We start from the raw sequence: 19,852 nt of genomic DNA on the forward strand, positions 1-19,852 counted from the left end.
CCATGGCGCTGTTCGAGAGCATGCTGGTCCTGGTGACGCTCGCCGTCATCCTGCTGCAGGTCTCGCGGCGCCTGTCGATTGCCTATCCGACGATGCTGGCCTTTGCTGGCGCGGTGGTCGCGGCGTTGCCCTTCGCGCCCGAGATCAGGATCGAGCCGGAACTGATGCTGGCGCTGTTCGTGGCGCCGGCGCTGCTCGATGCCGGCTATGATTTTCCGCCGCGTGCGGTGCTGCGCAACTGGCTGCCACTGCTGGCGCTCGCCGCGGCGGCGGTGCTGCTCACGACAGCCGCCGTCGCCTGGGTCGGCGTTGCGCTTGCCGGATTGCCGCTGGCGGCGGCGATCGCGCTGGGCGCCATCGTCGCGCCGCCGGACGCCGCGGCCGCCACCGCCATGCTCGGCCGGTTCTCGCTGCCGCGCCGCACCGTCACCGTGCTGAAGGGCGAGAGCCTGCTCAATGATGCGGTCGCGCTGCTGATCTTCACCGCCGCCGTCGGCATGGCGAGCGGCCCGACGGAGGCCGGGCTGATGCGCGAGCTGGCACTGGCGGCGCCGGGCGGCGTGCTGTTCGGTCTCGCGGCGGGCGCGGCGTACCTTGCCGTCTACGGCTTTCTCGCCGGGACGTTGGGCGGCACGGTATTCAGCTTCGTCGCCACCTTCGGCGTCTGGATCATCGCCGAGCGGCTGCATTTGTCCGCCATCCTGCCGTGGTCGCCTGCGGCATGACGATTGCGCGCTACATTCCAGAGCGGCAGACGGCGCTGGAGCGGGTGCATGCCTATGCGGTGTGGGAGGCGGTGGTCTTTCTGCTCAATGTGCTCGCCTTCCTGCTGATGGGATTGCAGGCACGGGCCATCGTCACTCGGCTCGACCCGGGCCAGCTCGGCCGCGCGCTGGCCTTTGCCGCGGTGGTTCTCGCGGTGGTCATACTGGTCCGCGTCGTCTGGGTGATGCTCTATAACCGCGCGATCAACCTGGTCTACGTGGCGATCGGCAAGCCGGGTGCGCCGACGCTGGCACAGGGGATCATCGTCTCCTGGTGCGGCATGCGCGGGCTGGTGACACTGGCGACGGCTTTGGCGCTGCCCTTCGACTTCCCGGGCCGTGACCTGATCGTGCTGAGCGCCCTGGCGGTGGTACTCGGCACGCTCGTTCTCCAGGGGCTGACGCTGGGACCGTTGATCCAGATGCTGCGATTCCCGCCCGACAAATCGTTCGACGCGGAACTCGCCAGTTCGCGGGTGAAGTTGCTGGACGCTGCGATTGCCGATCTGGACGGCCGGAACGATGAAGCCACCATGCAGCAGCGCGACATGTACGAGGCCGATCGCGCCATCGCGCTGAAGGGCAAGAACCCGCGCGCGCTCTCCCCCACCGATGATCTCCGCCGCCAGAGCATCGCCACCAAACGGCACGAGCTCGCCCGCATGCGCCGCCACGGCGAGATCGAAGACGATGTGTTCCACGCGATGGAGCAGGAGCTGGACTGGGCGGAGCTCGCCGTGGCGGCGCCGGCGGATCGGGAGATCGTCGAGTCCTGAGAGCCTGACCGAAAACTCCAGTACGCCCTCATCCCCGGACTTGATCCGGGGATCCAGACTTCGACCGGGTGCATGCGGAGGGGCTGGATCGCCGGATCAAGTCCGGGGATGAGGGTGGAAAGGTGGCTCCTTCAACGGATAAGTCGAATTATGAGAAGGCTCTGAGGTACCCAGCGCCCGGTCACTCTGGATCGCATATTTCAATTATCTTGAAATATTGAAAATCCTGGATAGGGTGAACTGATGGTTCGCTCCCATCATCACCCTTCGTTCGATGACCTGACGCTCGATGGCGTGCTTCACGCGCTGTCGGACCCGACCCGGCGCGACATCGTCGTGAAGCTGCTGGCGGAAGGCCCCATGAATTGCGGCGACGCCTGCAAGACGCTGCCGCCGTCCACGGTGCATCATCATCACCGCATCCTGCGGGAGGCGGGGCTGATCCGTTCGGAACGGAAGGGAGTTGAAGTCGTCAACAGCATCCGGCGGAGCGACGTCGATAGCCGCTTCCCCGGACTGCTGGATGCCATTCTCGGCCAGCACAGCGCATAGGAAATCCTGCTATGGAATATCGGCAACTCGGACGTTCGGGCCTCAAGGTGCCCGCGCTCAGCTTCGGCACCGGCACTTTCGGTGGAACCAATGAGTTCTTCCAGCGCTGGGGCCAGACCGACGTCGCGGAAGCGACCCGCCTCGTCGATCTCTGCCTCGACGCCGGCGTGAATTTCTTCGACACGGCGGATGTCTATTCGCAGGGCGCGTCGGAGGAGATACTCGGCCAGGCGCTGAAGGGCCGGCGCGACAAGGCGCTGATCTCCACCAAGGCGACGTTTGCGTTCGGCGAGGGTCCGAACGACGTCGGCTCCTCGCGCTACCATATCGTGCGCGCCTGCGAGGCGAGCCTGAAGCGGCTCGGCACCGACCATATCGACCTTTATTTCATGCACGGTTTCGACGCGCTGACCCCGGTCGAGGAGACGCTGCGCGCGCTCGACGACCTCGTGTCGAGCGGCAAGATCTCCTATATCGGCGCCTCCAATTTCTCCGGCTGGCATTTGATGAAGTCGTTGGCGACCTCGGAGAAGTACGGCCTCGCCCGTTATGTGGTCTATCAGGGCTACTACTCGCTGATCGACCGCGACTATGAGTGGGAGCTGATGCCGCTCGGGCTCGACCAGGGCGTCGGGCTGATGGTGTGGAGCCCGCTCGGCTGGGGCCGCCTCACCGGCAAGATCCGCCGCGGCCAGGCGCCGACCAGTGGGCGCATCGCTTCCGGCGGCGACGAGCGCGGACCGATCGTCGATGACGAGCATCTGTTCAAGGTGGTCGATGTGCTCGACGAGATCGCCAAGGAACTCGGCAAGAGCGTGCCGCAGGTCGCGCTGAACTGGCTGCTGCAGCGCCCGACCGTCGCCAACATCGTGGTCGGCGCCCGCAACGAGGAACAGCTCAAGCAGAATCTCGGTGCCGTGGGCTGGTCGCTCTCCGCGGAGCAGGTGGCCCGGCTCGATGCCGCCAGCCACAAGACGCCGGCCTATCCCTATTGGCACCAGCGCGGCTTCGACGAGCGCAATCCCAAGCCGACGAGCTGGTGAGACGAAGAACCTCCGGGCCGCGGCGTGCCGCGGCCCGGAGGTGTTAAGCCTGGATCAGCGGCTGCGGCGGTTGCTCTCGATCTGGCGCGCAATGTAGGGCTCGACGCCCTGCACCGGTGCCGGCCCGGCCGACGTGGCATTGCGCCCCTCGGTCACGGGCGCGGCGTGCACCGGCGCCTGCCCATGGTTGACGCGGCCGACGCTCTGCTTCCAGCCGTCGCCCCAGGTGCGGTCGCGGCCCGCGGCGTCCGCCGCGGTAGCAAGGCCGAGGATCGTGGCGGCAGCCAGAGCAATGGTGAGGATGGTGGTCTTCATGGTCGTATCTCCCGTCCAAGGCCCGGGGCCTCGGAGCGCTATGAGGGTGTTGCCGAACGCGGCAACGAACATGGCGAGGAGAATGGCTTCCGATACCGCATCGGTAAACAGGCTGCAGAGCAACGCACTGTTTCCGATAAGCATATAATCAGGTCTTGAAATTGCGGATACGTTATCAGTTCTACATATTGTTACAGTCGTCGCTCAAATATTGTTGATATGGCGCAACGGTAGCGTTTTTTGGACTCGTTAGCACTTGACGGTGATTGTCTCGGCCGGTGTCAGGCCGGTCCGTCCTGCTCACACGATCTCGTTGAGCAGGCGGGCGACAGCGGACATCCGCGCGATGTTCTCCAGCAGCAGGTCGACCACGCGCGTCTCGTAGCGTCGGGTCTCGCCGGCGCTGTGCGGCGTCACCAGAACGTTCGGAAAGCGCCAGATCTCCGAATTCGCCGGCAGCGGCTCCTCATAAACGCAATCGAGCCCGGCGCCGGCAATGGCCCCCCGGCGCAGCGCGTCGATCAGCGCCGGCTCATCGACGACACGGCCGCGCGCGACATTGACGAGGTGCGCGCTCGGCCGCATGGCGGCGAGAGCGGCCGCGCCGATCAGGCCCTCGGTCTCTGGCGTGAGCGGGCAGGTGAGAGCTACGAAATCGGCCTGCGGCAGCACGTCGAGCAGTTGTGCCGGCGTCACCATTTGGGACACGGCCGGCACGGCGACCGGATCGCGCTTCACCCCGATCACCGTCATGCCGAAGGCGTTGGCCAGCCGGGCGAGCCGCGCACCGATGCGCCCCAAACCGACGATCAGCAAGGTCTTGCCGTCGAGTTCGTCCTCGCGGCGCGCGCGGTCGCTGATCATCGGGCGCCAATGCTGCCGGGCCTGGAAGTCGCGTGCCAGATGCAGATGCCGCGTCAGAGCGAGCATCAGCGCCATGGCGTGCTCGGCGACGGCAATCTCGTTGCCGCCCTGCGCGCTCGCGAGCTTTATGCCGCGCTCGCGCAGCACGGCGCGCGAAAACTGGTCGGTGCCGGCGCTGATCGACTGGATCAGCCGGAGCCTGGGCGCATGCTCCACCAGCTCGTTGCGCCACAGGCCGGAGACGACGAGCACATCGGCCTCGCCGACCCGCCGCTCCAGTTCGGCGAGGCTGCGCACCTCGAAGGATTCCGCTGGCTGTCCGCGCGTCAGGAATTCGTCGCGCAGCTGATAGGCGGCGTGGGCAAAACCGATGGTGAGGCGAGGAGGCTGGTCAAGTTCGGCCATGGCGGGGATACACCAATGCTAAGCCAATGCTGCAGCAATGGCATCGCCCATTGCCTGCGTGCCGACGATCCTGGCGCCGGGCAGAGCGAGGTCCGGCGTGGCGATGCCGGCGGCGAGCACGGCGCGCACCGCATTCTCTACCCGTACCGCGTCTTCTTCCATGGCGAAGCTCTGGCGCAGCATCATCGCCGCGGAGAGCACCGTGGCGATCGGATTGGCGAGATCCTTGCCCGCAATGTCCGGGGCCGAGCCATGGATCGGCTCGTACATGCCCTTGTTGTTGTCGCCGAGCGAGGCGGAGGGCAGCAGGCCGATCGAGCCGGTGAGCATCGAGGCCTCGTCCGACAAGATGTCACCGAACAAATTGCCGGCGACGATGACGTCGAACTGGCGCGGATTGCGCACCAGGCTCATGGCGGCGGAATCGACAAGTTGATGGGTGAGCTCGACATCGGGATAGTCGCGCCCGACTTCGCTCACCACCTCGCGCCACAGCGCCGAGGTCTCCAGCACGTTCGACTTGTCTATCGAGCACAGCTTGCGACGGCGGCTGCGCGCGGCCTGGAACGCGACATGGGCGATGCGCTCGATCTCGGAGGCGCTGTAGCGCATGGTGTTGATCGAGGCGCGCTCGCCATCCGGTGTGTCCACCCGGCCGCGCGGCGTGCCGTAATAGATGTCGCTGTTCAGCTCGCGCACGATCAGCATGTCGAGGCCGTCAATGACCTCGGGCTTCAGCGTCGAGGCATCGATCAACTCGGGGAACAGCATCACCGGGCGGAAATTGGCGAACAGGCCGAGTTCCTTGCGCAGCCGGCGCAGCGCGGCGCCGGGCTTTCGGGTGTGCGGCAGGTGATCATATTTCGGCGCGCCGACGGCGCCGAATAATATGGCGTCGGAGCGCAGCACGATGTCGAGCGTCGCCGGCGGCAGCGGATCGTCGGCCGCCTCCAGCCCGGCGCCGCCGACGGCGCCCTCCTCGAAGCTGAACCGCTCGCCGCTGCGGCCGAGCGCGCGCAGCACCTTCACCGCCTGCGGCACGATTTCGGGCCCGATGCCGTCGCCCGCCAGAATGGCGATCTTCTTCATTGCGAACTCCACGTGGAGCGGACGAGGGGATGGATCACTTGATCTTCGACATCAGCTCGGTGATGCGGGCGACTTCGCCGGACCAGTAGGCGTCATATTGTTTGGCGTCCATGTAGCGGATGTCGAGCCCCATCTCGCTGAACTTCGCCTTGTATTCCGGCGAGTTGGCGATCTTGCCGAGCGCTTCGCCGATGCGCGCCGCCATCTTCGGATCGACGCCGGCCGGGAAGGCGAAGCCGCGCGAGGTGCCGGAATAGATCTTGAAGCCCTGCGATTCCGCGGTCGGCACGCCCGGCGCATAGGCGCTTTCCTGCTTGTCGAACACCGCGAGGATGCGCACGCGGCCGGACTTCACCTGCGCGACGAAGTCGCCGACGCTGCCCTGCACGGCATCGATATTGCCGCCCAGCAGCGTGTTCAGCGCGAGGCCGGAATCATTATGGAAGATCGGGGTGAAGGCGGCGCCGGAGGCCTGCTCCATGGCAATGACGTCGAGATGCTCGCGCCCGCGCGGGCCGACGACGCCGATGGTGCGCTCCTGCGGCTTCGCCTTGGCGGCGGCGATCAGGTCGCCCAGCGTCTTGTAGGGGCTGTCGGTGCGCACCGCGATGGCGCCGGCGTCGTACGAGAAATTGCCGATCGGGGCGAAGCTGTCCTTGTTGAAATTCGCCTTGCGCGAAGCGTCGAGCGTGAGGGTGATGGCGGTCGGCAGCGAGATCAGGCCGAAGGTGTAGCCGTCCTTCGGCGCATCCGCGAGCGCCTGCACGCCGACCTGGATGCCGGCGCCGGGCCGGTTCACCACCTGGAACGAGGTGCCGGGGAATTCCTTCTCCAGCGCGGCGGCGACGAAGCGGGCATTGATGTCGGTGCCGCTGCCGGCCGAGCCGGCAACGATGACGGCGAAGCGCTTGCCCGGCTCCGGATAGGTCTGCGCCGAGGCGGGCAGGGTGGTCACCAGACCGACGCCGGCCGCGGCGAGCGCGGCGGCGAGGATCGCACGGCGCGTGGCGGCGCCGATATGCATGGACTTCATCTTATCCTCCCTGTTCCGGGCGGCTTGGGCCGCCGGCGATTGGCGCGATGCGCGGGTGGTCGTGAACCAAATCCAACCAAATCCATATCAATTCGTACCCGCCGGGACGGCCGAGTCAATTGCCGGTCCGAGCGCCTGCATCAGTCGGTGGCGTCCTTGCCGAGCTGGCCGCGGGCCTGCCGCGCGCGGCGGCTCCACAGCGGCACCGTCAGCACGATGACGCCGCAGACCAGCAGCACGCAGGCGAGCGGGCTGCGGAACAATATGTCGATATTGCCACGCGAGATGCTGAGCGCTTGGCGCAGCGCCTGCTCCATCAGCGGCCCGATGATGAGAGTGAGCGCGATCGGCGCCAGCGGGAATTCGAGCTTGCGAAGCACCACGCCGATGAAGCCGAACAGCAGCATCACCCAGACATCGAACACGGCGTTGTTGACCAGGTAGGTGCCGAGGCAAATGAACAGGATTATCAGCGGGTTAAGGATGCCGACCGGGATCTTCAGGATGCGCACCCACAGGCCGACCAGCGGCACGTTGAGCACCAGCAGCATGAGATTGCCGATGATCATGGAGGCAATGATCGGCCACACCACTTCCGGCTTCTCGCTGAACAGCAGCGGTCCCGGCGCCAGCCCGTTCATGATGAAGGCGCCGAGCAGGATGGCGACGCTCGGCGAGCCGGGGATGCCGAGCGTGAACAGCGGGATCAGCGCGGCATTGGCGTGCGAATTGTTCGCCGTCTCCGGCCCGGCGACACCCTCGATGGCGCCCTGGCCGAAGGTCCAGGGACGCTTCGACACCGCCTTCTCCACGCCATAGGAGATGAAAGAGGCGAGCGCCTGGGTGGTGCCGGGCACCAGGCCGAGGAAGAAGCCGAGCACGGTGCCGCGGGCAATCGGCCCGGCGGAATCCTTCATGTCCTGTTTCGTCGGGTAGAGGGAGGCGAACTTCGCCTCGCGTAGCGTCGGCGGCGGGCCTTCGGCCGCCAGCAGGATCTCGGAGAGGCCGAACAGGCCCATCACCACAGGCACGAAATCGAGGCCGCCGAGCAGGTTGGTGAAGCCGAGATCGAAGCGCGGCGTGCCCATGGTCGGGTCGGTGCCGATGGTGCCGAGCAGCAGGCCGAACACCGCCATGGCCAGCGCACGCAGCATGGAATCGCCGGCCAGCAAGGCCAGGGTTGCGAGGCCGATGAATAGCAGCGCGAAGAATTCCGGTGGCCCGAATTTCAGCGCGACGTCGGTGAGGAGCGGCGCCAGCAGCACCAGTGCCAGCACCGCCGCGGTGCCGCCGATGAAGGAGCCGATGGCGGCGATGCTGAGCGCGGCGCCGGCGCGGCCCTGGCGCGCCATTTCGGTGCCATCGAGCATGGTGACGACGGAGGCGATCTCACCCGGCACGCTCATCAGCACGGTGGAAATGGTGCCGCCGTAATAGCTGCCATAGAAGATCGCCGCGAGCATGATGATCGCGCCGGTCGGGTCGAGCTTGTAGGTGAGGGGCAGCAGGATCACCATGCCGCCGGCCGAGCCGATGCCGGGCAAGACGCCGACCAGCGTGCCGACCAGACAGCCGATCAGCGCGTAGAACAGGTTTTCCGGCGTCAGCGCGATGCCGAAGCCGATAACGAAATCATAGAGACTGCTGGTCATCGGCTAGAGCCCGATCGCGCTGAGGAGGCCGAACGGCGTCGCCGGCAGGAACACACCGAGCCATTGCACGAAGGCGTAGCCGACGCCGACGCTGCCCACGAGCGCGACGACCAGCGCGGTCGGAAACAGCCGGACCCGGTTCACCAGCATCAGCACCAGCAGCACCAGGAACATGGTGACGACGAAGCCGGCGCGTTCCACGGCGAGCGCGAAGAAGGCGATGGAGCCGAAGGTCACGCCCATCTGCATGGCCGGGGTGCGCGCCGGGATGATGTCCGCCGGCAAAGCCGGGGACAGGCCGGAGAGGCTGAGGGCGAGGATGGCGAAGGACAACAGCGCCAACGCGCCGCCGAGCCACATCGGAAAGAAGCCCGGGCCGGGGCCGACCGGCGTGTAATAGACGAGGTCGATGGCGTACCACATCACCCACAGGCCGAGCAGGCCGAAGCCGAGCGCCACCAGCCGGAACAGCACAAGGCCGATGCCGCTTGCCGTCGCTGACGGCGCGTCGGCGATGGGCTGCGCCGGAGCACCTGTCGGATTCGCCATGCTTCCTCCTCGATTGCTTCTTTTTGCCGCCTTCCGGCGGTTGCCTCAGGCTGACTGCAATTGCCGCTCGAGAGAAGCCTGTCTCAGCTTTGAGAGCGTGGTCCGCGCGGTGATCGCCTCGGGATCGGTCACCACTTCGATCAATGCGCTGCCTGGGGCGGCGAGGGCGCGCTCGAGGCTGGCCGTGAAGTCGGCGCTCGCTTCCACGCGTTCGGCGTGGAGGCCATAGGCGCGGGCCAGTGCGACGAAGTCCGGGTTCTTGATCTCGGTGGCGATGACGCGGCCGGGGAACTCGCGCTCCTGATGCATGCGGATGGTGCCGTAAATGCCGTTATTCACCACCACGAACAGCACCTTCAGCCCATATTGCACGGCGGTGCCGATCTCCTGGCCGTGCATCTGGAAGCAGCCGTCGCCGGAGACCGAGAGCACAGTGCGCCCGGGATGGACGACCTTCGCCGCGATGGCCGCCGGCACGCTGTAGCCCATGGCGCCGGAGGTCGGCGCCAGCTGGGTACGGTAGTCGTGGAAACGCCAGTGGCGATGCACCCAGCCGGTGTAATTGCCGGCGCCGGAGCAGACGATGGTGTCGGCGGGGAGCGCTTCGCGCAGCGCCACCATCACCTCACTGAAATTCACCGCGCCGGGCAGGGGGCCGGGAAGCAGCGTCCGCTCGTAATCGGCCCGCGCCTCGGACAGCCACTCGCCGCGCGCGTGGGGGGCGTCGTTGCCGCGCGCGGCGAGCTGCCCGGCGACCACGGCCGGGCTGGCCGCGATGGCCAGATCGGCCTGGTAGACCCGTCCGAGTTCGTCCGGGTCGGCATGGATATGGGCGAACGGCTTGCCGATCCGCGGCGGCTTCACCAGCGTGTAGCCGGCCGTGGTCATCTCGCCGAGCCGCGGGCCGAGCGCCACCAGCAGGTCCGCCTCCTGCAGCCGCCGGGCGAGGCTGGGCTCGGCGCCGACGCTGAAATGGCCGACATAGTTCGGATGGTCGTTGTCGACATAGTCCTGGCAGCGCAGCGACACCGCAACCGGCAGGCCGCGCCGTTCGGCATAGGCCATGAGCTGCCGGCCGGCCTCGCCGGTCCAGCCGCCGCCCCCAACCATCAGCAATGGCCGCGCGGCGCCCGCGATCATCGCCTCCAGCCGCTCGAGCTGGTCCTCGCGCGCGGCAGCGGGAATGGCCTGCGCCTTGATGCCGGGCTCCGGCGCCTCCTCGACCAGATCGGACAGCACGTCTTCCGGCAATGACAGCACGACCGGGCCGGGGCGGCCGGCCATCGCCACCTGGAAAGCGCGGTGGACATATTCCGGGATGCGCGCGGCGTCGCTGATCTCCGCCGACCATTTGGCGAGCGGGGCGAACATCGCCGCGAAGTCGACCTCCTGGAAGCCCTCGCGATGGCGCATGCCGCGCGCCACCTGCCCGATGAACAGCACCATCGGCGTCGAATCCTGGAAGGCGGTGTGCACGCCGGTCGAGGCATTGGTGGCGCCGGGCCCACGGGTGACGAAGCACACGCCCGGCCGGTTGGTCAGCTTGCCATAGGCCTCCGCCATGTTGGCGGCACCGCCCTCCTGCCGGCAGACGATGAGACGGATCCGCTCACGTTCCTCGTAGAGCGCGTCGAGCACGGCGAGATAGCTCTCGCCCGGCACACAGAATGCCGCGTCGACTCCCTGGGTCAGCAGTGCTTCGACCAATATGGAGCCGCCGGTGCGTGGCGTCTGGTTGGTCCGCATTTCGTTCTTGCCGTCCTGCAACGCCGACTCCAGTTGCCATTTCCAACCAATGTGAGCCAATATGGACCAAATGCGAACAGCCTGACAAGCCGTGGCGCATGGTACATTTCGCGACGTGTCGTCCTATAATCGGGTCTGCAAGCAGAGAATCCCTTGACCATTGGAGACGTTAGGACCTTGGCCGGTACTGCCGAAATTTCCGGCGCGCGCGCTGTCTCCGACGCGAACAGCCACGCCATCTATCGCAGCCTGAAGGACCGCATCGTCGGCGGCGGCTTTCCGCCGGGCACGCGCCTGCCGACCGAGCGCGCGCTGGCCGAGCGCTACAGCGCCGCGCGCAACACCGTGCGCAAGACCATGAACCGGCTGGTCGACGAGGGGCTGGTGGTGCGCCATGTCGGGCGCGGCAGCTTCGTCGCCGAGACCTCCGCCAATGATGGAGCTGAGACGGAGAACTACAAGCTCAGCGAACTGCTGGAGGCGCGCCTGCTGTTCGAGCCGCGGCTCGCCGAACTCGCGGTGGAGCGCGCCAGCGAGGCGGAACTCAACGGCCTCTTCAGCCATCTCGAAGCGCTGCGCTCGGCGCAGTCCTGGGTGGATTTCAAGGAGGCGAAATACGCCCTCCACCTCGCCATCGCCCGTGCCTCGAAGAACCGCTTCCTGGAGCGCATGTTCGAGGAAGTCGTCGCTTCCCGGCGCAAGGCCGGCTGGGCGCGGCCGGGTGGCCATCTGGTGCCGCTGCCGATGCTGCGCGACGCCGCGGTGCGCGACAACGCCGCCATCGTCGAGGCGCTGCAGGCGCGCAAGGGCGAGGTCGCCCGCCAGCTGATCTGCGAATATCTGCAGCGCACGCTGATGTCGATTTCCGGCGATTGACGTCGCGGCAGCGGCACGAGCGCTCCGCACAACGACCCCAAGCCTTTGTGCGCGCACGGAAACGGCGTATATGAGCGCCGGTTGTTCGAGCAATTCCAGGATAGATGCGATGCCTGCTTACCGTTCCCGCACCACCACCCACGGCCGCAACATGGCCGGCGCCCGCGGCCTGTGGCGCGCGACCGGGATGAAGGACAGCGATTTCGGCAAGCCGATCATCGCCATCGCCAATTCCTTCACGCAGTTCGTCCCGGGCCATGTCCACCTGAAGGATCTCGGCCAGTTGGTGGCGCGCGAGATCGAAAAAGCCGGCGGCGTCGCCAAGGAGTTCAACACGATCGCCGTCGATGACGGCATCGCCATGGGCCATGACGGCATGCTCTACAGCCTGCCTTCGCGCGAACTCATCGCCGACAGCGTGGAATACATGGTCAATGCGCATTGCGCCGATGCGCTGGTCTGCATCTCCAATTGCGACAAGATCACCCCCGGCATGCTGATGGCGTCGCTGCGCCTCAACATCCCCACCGTGTTCGTCTCCGGCGGGCCGATGGAAGCGGGCAAGGTGGTGCTGAAGGGCAAGGAGGTCGCGCTCGATTTGGTCGACGCCATGGTGGCGGCCGCCGACGAGCGGGTGCCCGAGGCCGATCTGGCGGCGATCGAACGCTCCGCCTGTCCGACCTGCGGCTCCTGCTCCGGCATGTTCACCGCCAATTCGATGAACTGCCTCACCGAGGCGCTCGGCCTCTCGCTGCCGGGCAACGGCTCGACGCTGGCGACCCATGCCGACCGCGAGCGCCTGTTCGTCGAGGCCGGCCACATCATCGTCGATCTCGCCCGCCGCTGGTACGAGAACGACGACGCCAGCATCCTGCCGCGCTCGGTGGCGAACTTCACCGCGTTCGAGAATGCGATGAGCCTCGACATCGCCATGGGTGGCTCGACCAACACCGTGCTGCATCTGCTGGCCGCCGCCCATGAGGGCGAGGTGCCCTTCACCATGGACGATATCGACCGGCTGTCGCGGCGCGTTCCCGTACTCTGCAAGGTCGCCCCGGCAAAGTCCGACGTGCACATGGAGGACGTCCACCGCGCCGGCGGCGTCATGGCCATTCTCGGCGAGCTGGCGCGAGCCGGGCTGATCGATGTCGAGCAGCCGATGATCCATAGCGCGACCCTCGGTGACGCGCTGAAGCGCTGGGATATCGTCGAGACCGGCAGCGACGCGGTGCGGACCTTCTTCCGCGCGGCGCCCGGCGGCGTGCCGACCCAGGTTGCCTTCAGCCAGGATCGCCGCTGGGACGAGCTCGACCTCGACCGCACCTCCGGCGTGATCCGCGATGCCGAGCACGCCTTCTCCAGGGATGGCGGGCTTGCCGTGCTGAAGGGCGATCTGGCCGAGGATGGCTGCATCGTGAAGACCGCCGGGGTCGACGAATCCATCCTAGTGTTCTCCGGCCCCGCCAAGGTGTTCGAGAGCCAGGACGATGCGGTCAGCGGCATCCTCGGCGGACGCGTGAAGCCGGGCGAGGTGGTGGTCATCCGCTATGAGGGACCGCGCGGCGGCCCCGGCATGCAGGAGATGCTCTATCCGACCAGCTATCTGAAATCCAAGGGGCTGGGCAAGGCCTGCGCGCTGGTCACCGACGGCCGCTTCTCCGGCGGTTCCTCGGGCCTCTCCATCGGCCATGTCTCGCCCGAAGCGGCGGAAGGTGGGCTGATCGCGCTGGTCCAGGATGGCGACCTGATCGAGATCGACATCCCGAGCCGCTCGATCCGCCTCGCTGTCGCCCCCGAGGTGGTCGCGGCCCGGCGCGCGACTGAGGAGGCGCGCGGCGCGGATGCGTGGAAGCCGCACCAGCGCAAGCGCAAGGTCTCGACCGCGCTCAAGGCCTATGCCGCTTTCGCCACCAGTGCCGCACGCGGCGCGGTGCGCGACGTCGACCAGCGAAAGTAGCGCGCGAGCGGCAGTGACCTGCTATCAGGCGTTTGTTTCATCGGAGATGTTTCATGACGCGCCTCGGCAGTGCCGTGCTTCTCGCCATCCTGCTGACCACCGGCGGCGCACTCGCCGATACGGCGCCGGCGAGCCTTCCGGCGCCGATCACGGTGAAGCCGCTCGCTTCCGCCACCGAGACTGCTTCGGGGCAGGCGATCGCCTTCCCGCAGGGACCCGGACGCGTGGTGGTGTCGGAATATGTCATCGCGCCGGGGGCGGTCCTGCCGCTCCACCAGCATCCCTATCCGCGCGTCGCCTATGTGCTCCAGGGCATGCTGGAGGTCACCGACAAGGACACCGGGCAGGAGTTCAACTACAAGCCCGGCGATGTGGTGATCGAGGTGATCGGCCAGCGCCATTTCGGCCGGACCACGGGTGCCGACGCTGTGCGGCTGATCGTGTTCGACACCGTTCCCGCGGATGTCCCGGGCAATGTGGTCCTGGAGAAGTAGGCGAGGCACCCCGCTGCGAGCGGTCGCCTTGCGCGCGGCAAATAAATTGTCGGGCCGGCGATTCTGCACTACTGAACGTCATGTCTTTAGAACTCACTCACCAACGTCCGTAGTCCCATGAACATGAATGCCGCGGCTGGGATCGCCCAGCGCGCCACCATGCCCGTGCTGATCGCATTGAGCGTCACGCACCTGCTCAACGACATGATCCAGTCGCTGATCCCGGCGATCTATCCGATCATCAAGACCACCTATGCGCTCGATTTCGGTCAGATCGGGCTGATGACGCTGACCTTCCAGATCACGGCCTCGCTGCTGCAGCCGCTGGTCGGGCTCTACACCGACAAGCATCCGATGCCGTATTCGATGGTGGTCGGCATGGGATTCACTCTGGCCGGTCTCGTCGGCCTCGCCTCGGCCGGCAGCTATCCGCTGCTGCTGCTGGCCGCGGCCTGCGTCGGCATCGGCTCTTCGATCTTCCATCCCGAAGCGGCACGGATGGCACGCAATGCGTCGGGCGGGCAGCACGGCATGGCGCAGGGCATCTTCCAGCTCGGCGGCCAGACCGGCGGCGCGCTGGGGCCATTGCTGGCGGCCTTCATCATCGTGCCGAGAGGGCAGGGCAGCGTCGCCTACTTCTCAGTCGCGGCGCTCATCGCCATGATCCTGATGGCCTGGACCGCCGGACGACACATCAACATCGGCAAGCAGCGCGCCGCTGCCGCTCTGGCTTCGGATGCCGTCATCAAGTCTTCGGTAACGCGCCCGGCAAGCGTGGCGCTGCCGATCACGATCTTGATCGTTCTGCTGTTCTCGAAGAACGCTTATACGTCGAGCTTCAGCTCATTCTATACGTTCTTCCTGATCGAGAAATTCGGCGTGTCGGTGCAGGCATCGCAGATGATGCTGTTCTTGTTCCTGGCATCCTCGGCGGTCGGCGCGCTGGGCGGCGGCATTCTCGGCGACAGGGTCGGGCGCAACAAGATCATCTGGTTCTCCATCCTCGGGGCGCTGCCCTTCACGGTGATGCTGCCTTATGCGGATCTGTTCTGGACCGGGGTTCTCACCGTGATCATCAACCTGATCATGTCGAGCGCCTTCGCCGCCATCCTGGTCTATGCGATGGAATTGCTGCCGGGTCGCATCGGCCTCGTCGGCGGCTTCTTCTATGGGCTGTCGTTCGGCCTCGGCGGCGTCGCCGCGGTGGTGCTGGGCGAGGTGGCGGACCATGTCGGCATCCAGACCGTCTATCAGATCTGTTCCTTCCTGCCCGCCATCGGCCTGCTGGCCTGGTTCCTCCCCAGCCTCAAGCCGACCCACCTGCGATAGCCGCGGCCCGGCTCAGGCCAGAGGGGCGACGATGTCGCCCGGCGCCGGCGCCCGCCGTCCTCCGAACCGCTCCGCGGCCTTGCGGCAGAGCACGTAGAATATCGGCGCGAAGATCAGGCCGAACAGCGTCACCCCGATCATGCCGGAGAACACCGCGGTGCCGAGCGAGCGGCGCAGCTCGGCGCCGGCGCCGCTTGCCAGCACCAGCGGTACCACGCCGAGGATGAAGGCGAGCGAGGTCATGATGATCGGGCGCAGCCGCACACGTGACGCCTCGACCGCTGCCTCCACCGTGGAACTGCCGAGATCCTCGCGCTGGCGGGCGAACTCGACGATCAGGATGGCGTTCTTGGCGGCGAGGCCGATCAGCACGATGAAGCCGATCTGCGCCAATATGTTCACGTCCATCGACATCACCAGCAGGCCACTGACGGCGGCGAGCAGGCACATCGGCACGATCAGCATGACCGAGAGCGGCAGCATCCAGCTCTCATATTGCGCAGCGAGCAGCAGGAAGACGAAGACGATGGAGGCGGCGAACACGATCAGCCCGGAATTGCCCGCGAGCCGCTCCTGCAAGGCGAGCTCGGTCCACTCGACGCTGTAGCCGGCCGGCAGCGTCTGCGCGGCGATCTGCTCCATGCGGTCGAGTGCGGCGCCGGTGGAGGTGCCCGGTGCGGCGGCGCCCTGCACCTCGGCGGCGGCCTGGAGATTGTAGCGCGGCATGCGGTAGGGCCCGGTGCGCTCCTCGAAGGTGGCCACCGAGCTCAGCGGCACCATGGCGCCGGTTTCGCTGCGGGTCTTGAAGCCGGCAATGGTCGCCGGGTCCTGCCGGAACGCGCCGTCGGCCTGGGCGCGCACCTGGAAGGTGCGGCCGAGGAAGTTAAAGTCGTTCACATAGGACGAGCCGAGATAGACTTCGAGCGTCTCGAACACCCGGCTCGCCGGCACGCCGAGCATCTCCGCCTTCACCCTGTCGATGTCGGCATAGAGCTTCGGCGTCGCGGTGTTGAAGGGGGTGAAGACCCGCACCAGTTCCGGATGCCGGGCGGCGGCAGCGACGACGTCGCGCAGCACCGCCTCCAGTTCGACCGGCGTCGCGCCATTGCGGTCCTGCACCATCATCTTGAAGCCGCCGGCATTGCCCATGCCGCGCACCGATGGCGGCTTGATCGGGATGAGGCGCGCCTCGGTCAGGTCCGCGGTCTTGCCCGGCAGCGCCGCCATCAGCGCATCGACGCCGAGATTGCGACCCGCTCGCTCGGCGAACGGCTTCAGGATGACGAAGGCGACGCCGTTGTTCGAGGCGTTGGTGAAGGTCGCGCCGTCGAGGCCGGCAATGGCGACGACATGAGCGACGCCTTCCATCGCCATCACGCGGTTCGACAGCTCCCTCATGATGTTCTCGGTGCGCGACAGCGACGAACCGGGCGGCAACTGCACGGCGGTGATGAAATAGCCCTGGTCCAGCTCCGGGATGAAGCCGCGGGGGGCGCGCTCCATCTGGAACGCAGTCAGTGCCAGCAATCCGGCATAGGGCACCAGCATCAGCGCGCCGAATCTCAGCAGGCGCCGGGTCAGCCCGCCATAGCCCGATGAGAGCCGGTCGAAGCCGGCATTGAACGCACCGAGGCCGCGTTGCACCCAGCCGAGCGGGCCGCGGGACGGACGGGCATTAGCGTCGTGCGGCCTCAGCAAGAGCGCGCCCAGGGCCGGGCTCAAAGTGAGCGAGACGAAGGCGGAGATCGCCGTCGCCGTGGCGATGGTGACGGCGAATTGCCGGAAGAACTGGCCGGTGATCCCCGGCACCAGCGCTGCCGGGATGAAGACCGCACACAGCACCAGCGCGATGGCGAGCAGCGCGCCGGAGATCTCGTCCATGGAATGGTGCGCGGCGTCCTTGGGCGACAGGCCGCTGCGCAGATGCCGCTCGATGTTCTCCACCACCACGATGGCGTCGTCGACGACGATGCCGATGGCGAGTACGAGGCCAAGCAGCGACAGATTGTTGAGCGAATAGCCGAGCGCCGACATCACTGCGAAGGTGCCGATCAGCGAGATCGGGATGGCGAGGATCGGGATGATCGCCGCCCGCCAGGTCTGCAGGAACAGCAGCACCACCACGACCACCAGTACGATGGCTTCGGCCAGCGTCTTGTAGACCTCGCTGACCGATTCCGCGATGAACAGCGTCGGGTTGAAGGGGATGTCGTAGGCGACGCCCGCCGGCAGGCGCTCGCCGAGCCGCCGCATCTCCGCGGCGACGCGCTCCGCGGTCTCCAGCGCGTTGGAGCCGGGCTGCTGGAACACCTGGACCGGCTGCGCGGCGCGCCCGTCGAAATTGGCGGCGGCGCGATAGCTCTGCGCGGTCAGTTCGACCCGCGCGACGTCGCGCACCCTTGTGACGCGGCCGTCCGCATCGGTGCGCACGATGATGTCCTCGAACTGCGCCGGATCGGAGAGCCGGCCGAGCGTCTCGACATTGAGCTGGAACGCGCCGTTTGTGGGCACCGGCGGCTGGTTCACCACGCCGGCGGCGACCTGCACGTTCTGAGCCCGCAGCGCCTCGACGATCTCGCCGGCGGTGAGGTTGCGTGCGGCGACCTTGTCGGGATCGAGCCAGACCACCATCGCATAGTCGCGCGAGGACGGCATGCGGACATCGCCGACGCCGGGCACGCGCAGCAGCGCGTCGCGGATCTGCAGCGTCGCATAATTGGCGAGATAGAGCTGGTCGCGCGAATTGTCCGGCGAGAACAGCATCACCGCCATCAGGATGTCCGGCGAGCTCTTGCGCACGGTGACGCCGAGCCGGCGCACGTCTTCCGGCAGACGCGGCTCGGCCACCGCGACGCGGTTCTGCACCAGCACCTGCGCCTCGTCGACATCAGTGCCGAGGGTGAAGGTCACAGTGATGGCAAGCTGGCCGTCGCCGGTCGCCTGCGAGGACATGTAGAGCATGTCCTCGACGCCGTTGATCTCCTGCTCGATCGGCGCGGCGACGGTATTGCTGACCACCTCGGCGGAAGCGCCGGGATATTGCGCATTCACCACCACGGTGGGCGGCGCGATCTCCGGATATTGCGCCACCGGCAAGGTGGCATAGCCGGCGAGGCCGACGAGCACGATGAGGATCGACATCACCGTCGCGAAGATCGGCCGGTCGATGCAGAAATGAGCCAGTCGCATCGTCGTCCCTCAGTTGCCGAGCGCGGCGGCGCCAAGCGCGGCGGCGCGCGGTTCCGGATCGGCGGATTGCGCGGTCACCTTCTGGCCGGCGCGGGCGCGCAGCAGGCCGCTCACCACCACGCGGTCATCGGGCTTGAGGCCGCCGCGCACGATGCGCAGTCCGTCCGGCTGGCGCGGGCCGAGCTCGATCCTGGCGGTGCGCACCGTGTTGTCCGGATCGACGGTGAGCAGCACGCGGTCTGCCTGGTCGGTCAGCAGCGCGCTTTCGGGTATGAGCATCGCCTCGTAGCTGGCGGAGAAGGGCAGGCGCACGCGGCCGAACTGGCCGGGCGTGATGAGTCCGCCGGCGTTCGACAGCGTGGCGCGGGCGCGGATGGTGCCGGCGCCGGCCTCCAGCCGGTTGTCGACGAAGTCGATCATGCCCTTGTGCGGCCAGTCCTTGTCGGCCTGCGCGCGGGCCTCGACCGGGATCTGCCGGCCGTGCATGGCCGGCAGCGCGCCGGCGAGCGCGGCCTGCTGATAGGCAAGCAGATCCTGCTCGCTGATGTCGAAGACGAAATAGACCGGATCGAGCGCCACCACCGTGGTCAGCATGGCGCCGTCGCTCACCAGCGCACCGATGTCGAGCCGCCGGTTGGAGACGCGGCCGGTGAACGGCGCCTTGACCTCGGTGAAACCAAGCTCGATCTCGGCGCGGCTCACCGCGGCTTCGGCCAGTGCGCGGGCGGCGTCCGCCGCTTTCTTCTGCTGCCGGCGCTGGTCGAGCGTTGCCTGCGACACCGCATTGCTGCCGATGAGCTGCTCGGCCCGCCGCAATTCGAGGTCGGCCAGTTCGACCTGCGCGGCGGCGCTGGCGAGTTGTGCGCGAGCTTCGTCCAGCGTGGCGCGGTAGGGGCGGGGATCGATGGCGAACAGCTGGCGGCCCGCCTCGACGATCTCGCCGTCCTTGAAATCGATCGACTGGAGATGGCCGGTGACGCGGGCGCGGACCTCGACGGCGGCGCTCGGTTCGAACCGCCCGGCGAATTCTCGCCACTCCACGATCTCGCGCGCCAGCGGGCGCGCCACCACCACGGTAGGCGGCGCCGGCGGCTGGACCTGCGCCTGCGAGCGTGCCCCGTACGGGCCCTGCCACAGCAGGCCGAGCGCGAATAGGGCGATGCCGGACAGGACTGTCCCGGTCAGAAACGTGCGATGACGAGCCATTGGCGATGACCTT

Annotated in this window: 15 protein-coding genes and 1 pseudogene; 7 read left to right on the forward strand and 9 right to left on the reverse strand. The window is 67.2% G+C overall.

Going from position 1 to position 19,852, the window contains the following annotated elements:
* Positions 1-2: 2 nt before the first annotated feature.
* From G3545_RS30020 to G3545_RS28675, 3 genes and pseudogenes are all read left to right on the forward strand, one after another.
* Positions 3-1,540 (forward strand): annotated as a pseudogene (locus G3545_RS30020) (cation:proton antiporter).
* Positions 1,541-1,783: 243 nt separating this feature from the next.
* On the forward strand, positions 1,784-2,092 hold the full coding sequence (locus G3545_RS28670) for a helix-turn-helix domain-containing protein (RefSeq protein ID WP_170017682.1): 309 nt from the start codon (positions 1,784-1,786) through the stop codon (positions 2,090-2,092).
* Positions 2,093-2,103: 11 nt separating this feature from the next.
* Positions 2,104-3,135, forward strand: a complete 1,032-nt coding sequence (locus tag G3545_RS28675; protein WP_170017683.1) for an aldo/keto reductase — start codon at positions 2,104-2,106, stop codon at positions 3,133-3,135.
* Positions 3,136-3,189: 54 nt separating this feature from the next.
* On the opposite strand, the gene G3545_RS28680 is transcribed toward G3545_RS28675, so the two are convergent.
* The 7 genes from G3545_RS28680 to G3545_RS28710 form a co-directional block, all read right to left on the reverse strand.
* A complete protein-coding gene (locus G3545_RS28680; RefSeq protein ID WP_170017684.1) occupies positions 3,190-3,450 on the reverse strand; it encodes a hypothetical protein in 261 nt (86 codons plus the stop codon).
* 300 nt (positions 3,451-3,750) lie between these two features.
* Complete coding sequence (locus G3545_RS28685; RefSeq protein ID WP_170017685.1) at positions 3,751-4,719, reverse strand: D-2-hydroxyacid dehydrogenase; 969 nt, start codon at positions 4,717-4,719, stop codon at positions 3,751-3,753.
* Between the two features lie 18 nt (positions 4,720-4,737).
* Entirely contained in the window at positions 4,738-5,808 is a 1,071-nt protein-coding gene (leuB, locus tag G3545_RS28690) for a 3-isopropylmalate dehydrogenase (protein ID WP_170017686.1), read from the reverse strand.
* Between the two features lie 34 nt (positions 5,809-5,842).
* On the reverse strand, positions 5,843-6,841 hold the full coding sequence (locus tag G3545_RS28695) for a tripartite tricarboxylate transporter substrate binding protein (protein WP_170017687.1): 999 nt from the start codon (positions 6,839-6,841) through the stop codon (positions 5,843-5,845).
* Positions 6,842-6,981: 140 nt separating this feature from the next.
* Positions 6,982-8,493 (reverse strand): tripartite tricarboxylate transporter permease, encoded by a 1,512-nt coding sequence (locus G3545_RS28700; RefSeq protein ID WP_170017688.1) that lies wholly within the window; start codon positions 8,491-8,493, stop codon positions 6,982-6,984.
* A gap of 3 nt (positions 8,494-8,496) precedes the next feature.
* Positions 8,497-9,042: a tripartite tricarboxylate transporter TctB family protein gene (locus tag G3545_RS28705; protein ID WP_170017689.1), complete on the reverse strand. Its 546-nt coding sequence runs from the start codon at positions 9,040-9,042 to the stop codon at positions 8,497-8,499.
* A 45-nt stretch (positions 9,043-9,087) separates the two neighbouring features.
* Complete coding sequence (locus tag G3545_RS28710; protein ID WP_170017690.1) at positions 9,088-10,788, reverse strand: thiamine pyrophosphate-binding protein; 1,701 nt, start codon at positions 10,786-10,788, stop codon at positions 9,088-9,090.
* Positions 10,789-10,965: 177 nt separating this feature from the next.
* On the opposite strand from G3545_RS28710, the gene G3545_RS28715 reads away from it, so the two are divergent.
* From G3545_RS28715 to G3545_RS28730, 4 genes are all read left to right on the forward strand, one after another.
* Positions 10,966-11,664 (forward strand): GntR family transcriptional regulator, encoded by a 699-nt coding sequence (locus G3545_RS28715; protein ID WP_170017691.1) that lies wholly within the window; start codon positions 10,966-10,968, stop codon positions 11,662-11,664.
* 109 nt (positions 11,665-11,773) lie between these two features.
* The gene (gene ilvD, locus G3545_RS28720; protein WP_170017692.1) at positions 11,774-13,621 is read left to right on the forward strand and encodes a dihydroxy-acid dehydratase; all 1,848 of its coding nucleotides are present in this window, start codon (positions 11,774-11,776) and stop codon (positions 13,619-13,621) included.
* Positions 13,622-13,674: 53 nt separating this feature from the next.
* Entirely contained in the window at positions 13,675-14,115 is a 441-nt protein-coding gene (locus G3545_RS28725; protein WP_170017693.1) for a cupin domain-containing protein, read from the forward strand.
* 117 nt (positions 14,116-14,232) lie between these two features.
* The gene (locus G3545_RS28730; RefSeq protein ID WP_170017694.1) at positions 14,233-15,444 is read left to right on the forward strand and encodes an MFS transporter; all 1,212 of its coding nucleotides are present in this window, start codon (positions 14,233-14,235) and stop codon (positions 15,442-15,444) included.
* Positions 15,445-15,456: 12 nt separating this feature from the next.
* Here the strand turns inward: G3545_RS28730 and G3545_RS28735 are convergent, their stop codons facing one another.
* Together G3545_RS28735 and G3545_RS28740 are read right to left on the reverse strand one after the other, a co-directional pair.
* Positions 15,457-18,633, reverse strand: coding sequence for a multidrug efflux RND transporter permease subunit (locus G3545_RS28735; RefSeq protein ID WP_170017695.1), 3,177 nt, complete (start codon positions 18,631-18,633; stop codon positions 15,457-15,459).
* Between the two features lie 9 nt (positions 18,634-18,642).
* Positions 18,643-19,839, reverse strand: a complete 1,197-nt coding sequence (locus tag G3545_RS28740; protein ID WP_170017696.1) for an efflux RND transporter periplasmic adaptor subunit — start codon at positions 19,837-19,839, stop codon at positions 18,643-18,645.
* Between the last annotated feature and the right edge of the window lie 13 nt (positions 19,840-19,852).

Origin of the sequence: Starkeya sp. ORNL1, assembly GCF_012971745.1 — a bacterium.
GTDB lineage: Bacteria > Pseudomonadota > Alphaproteobacteria > Rhizobiales > Xanthobacteraceae > Ancylobacter.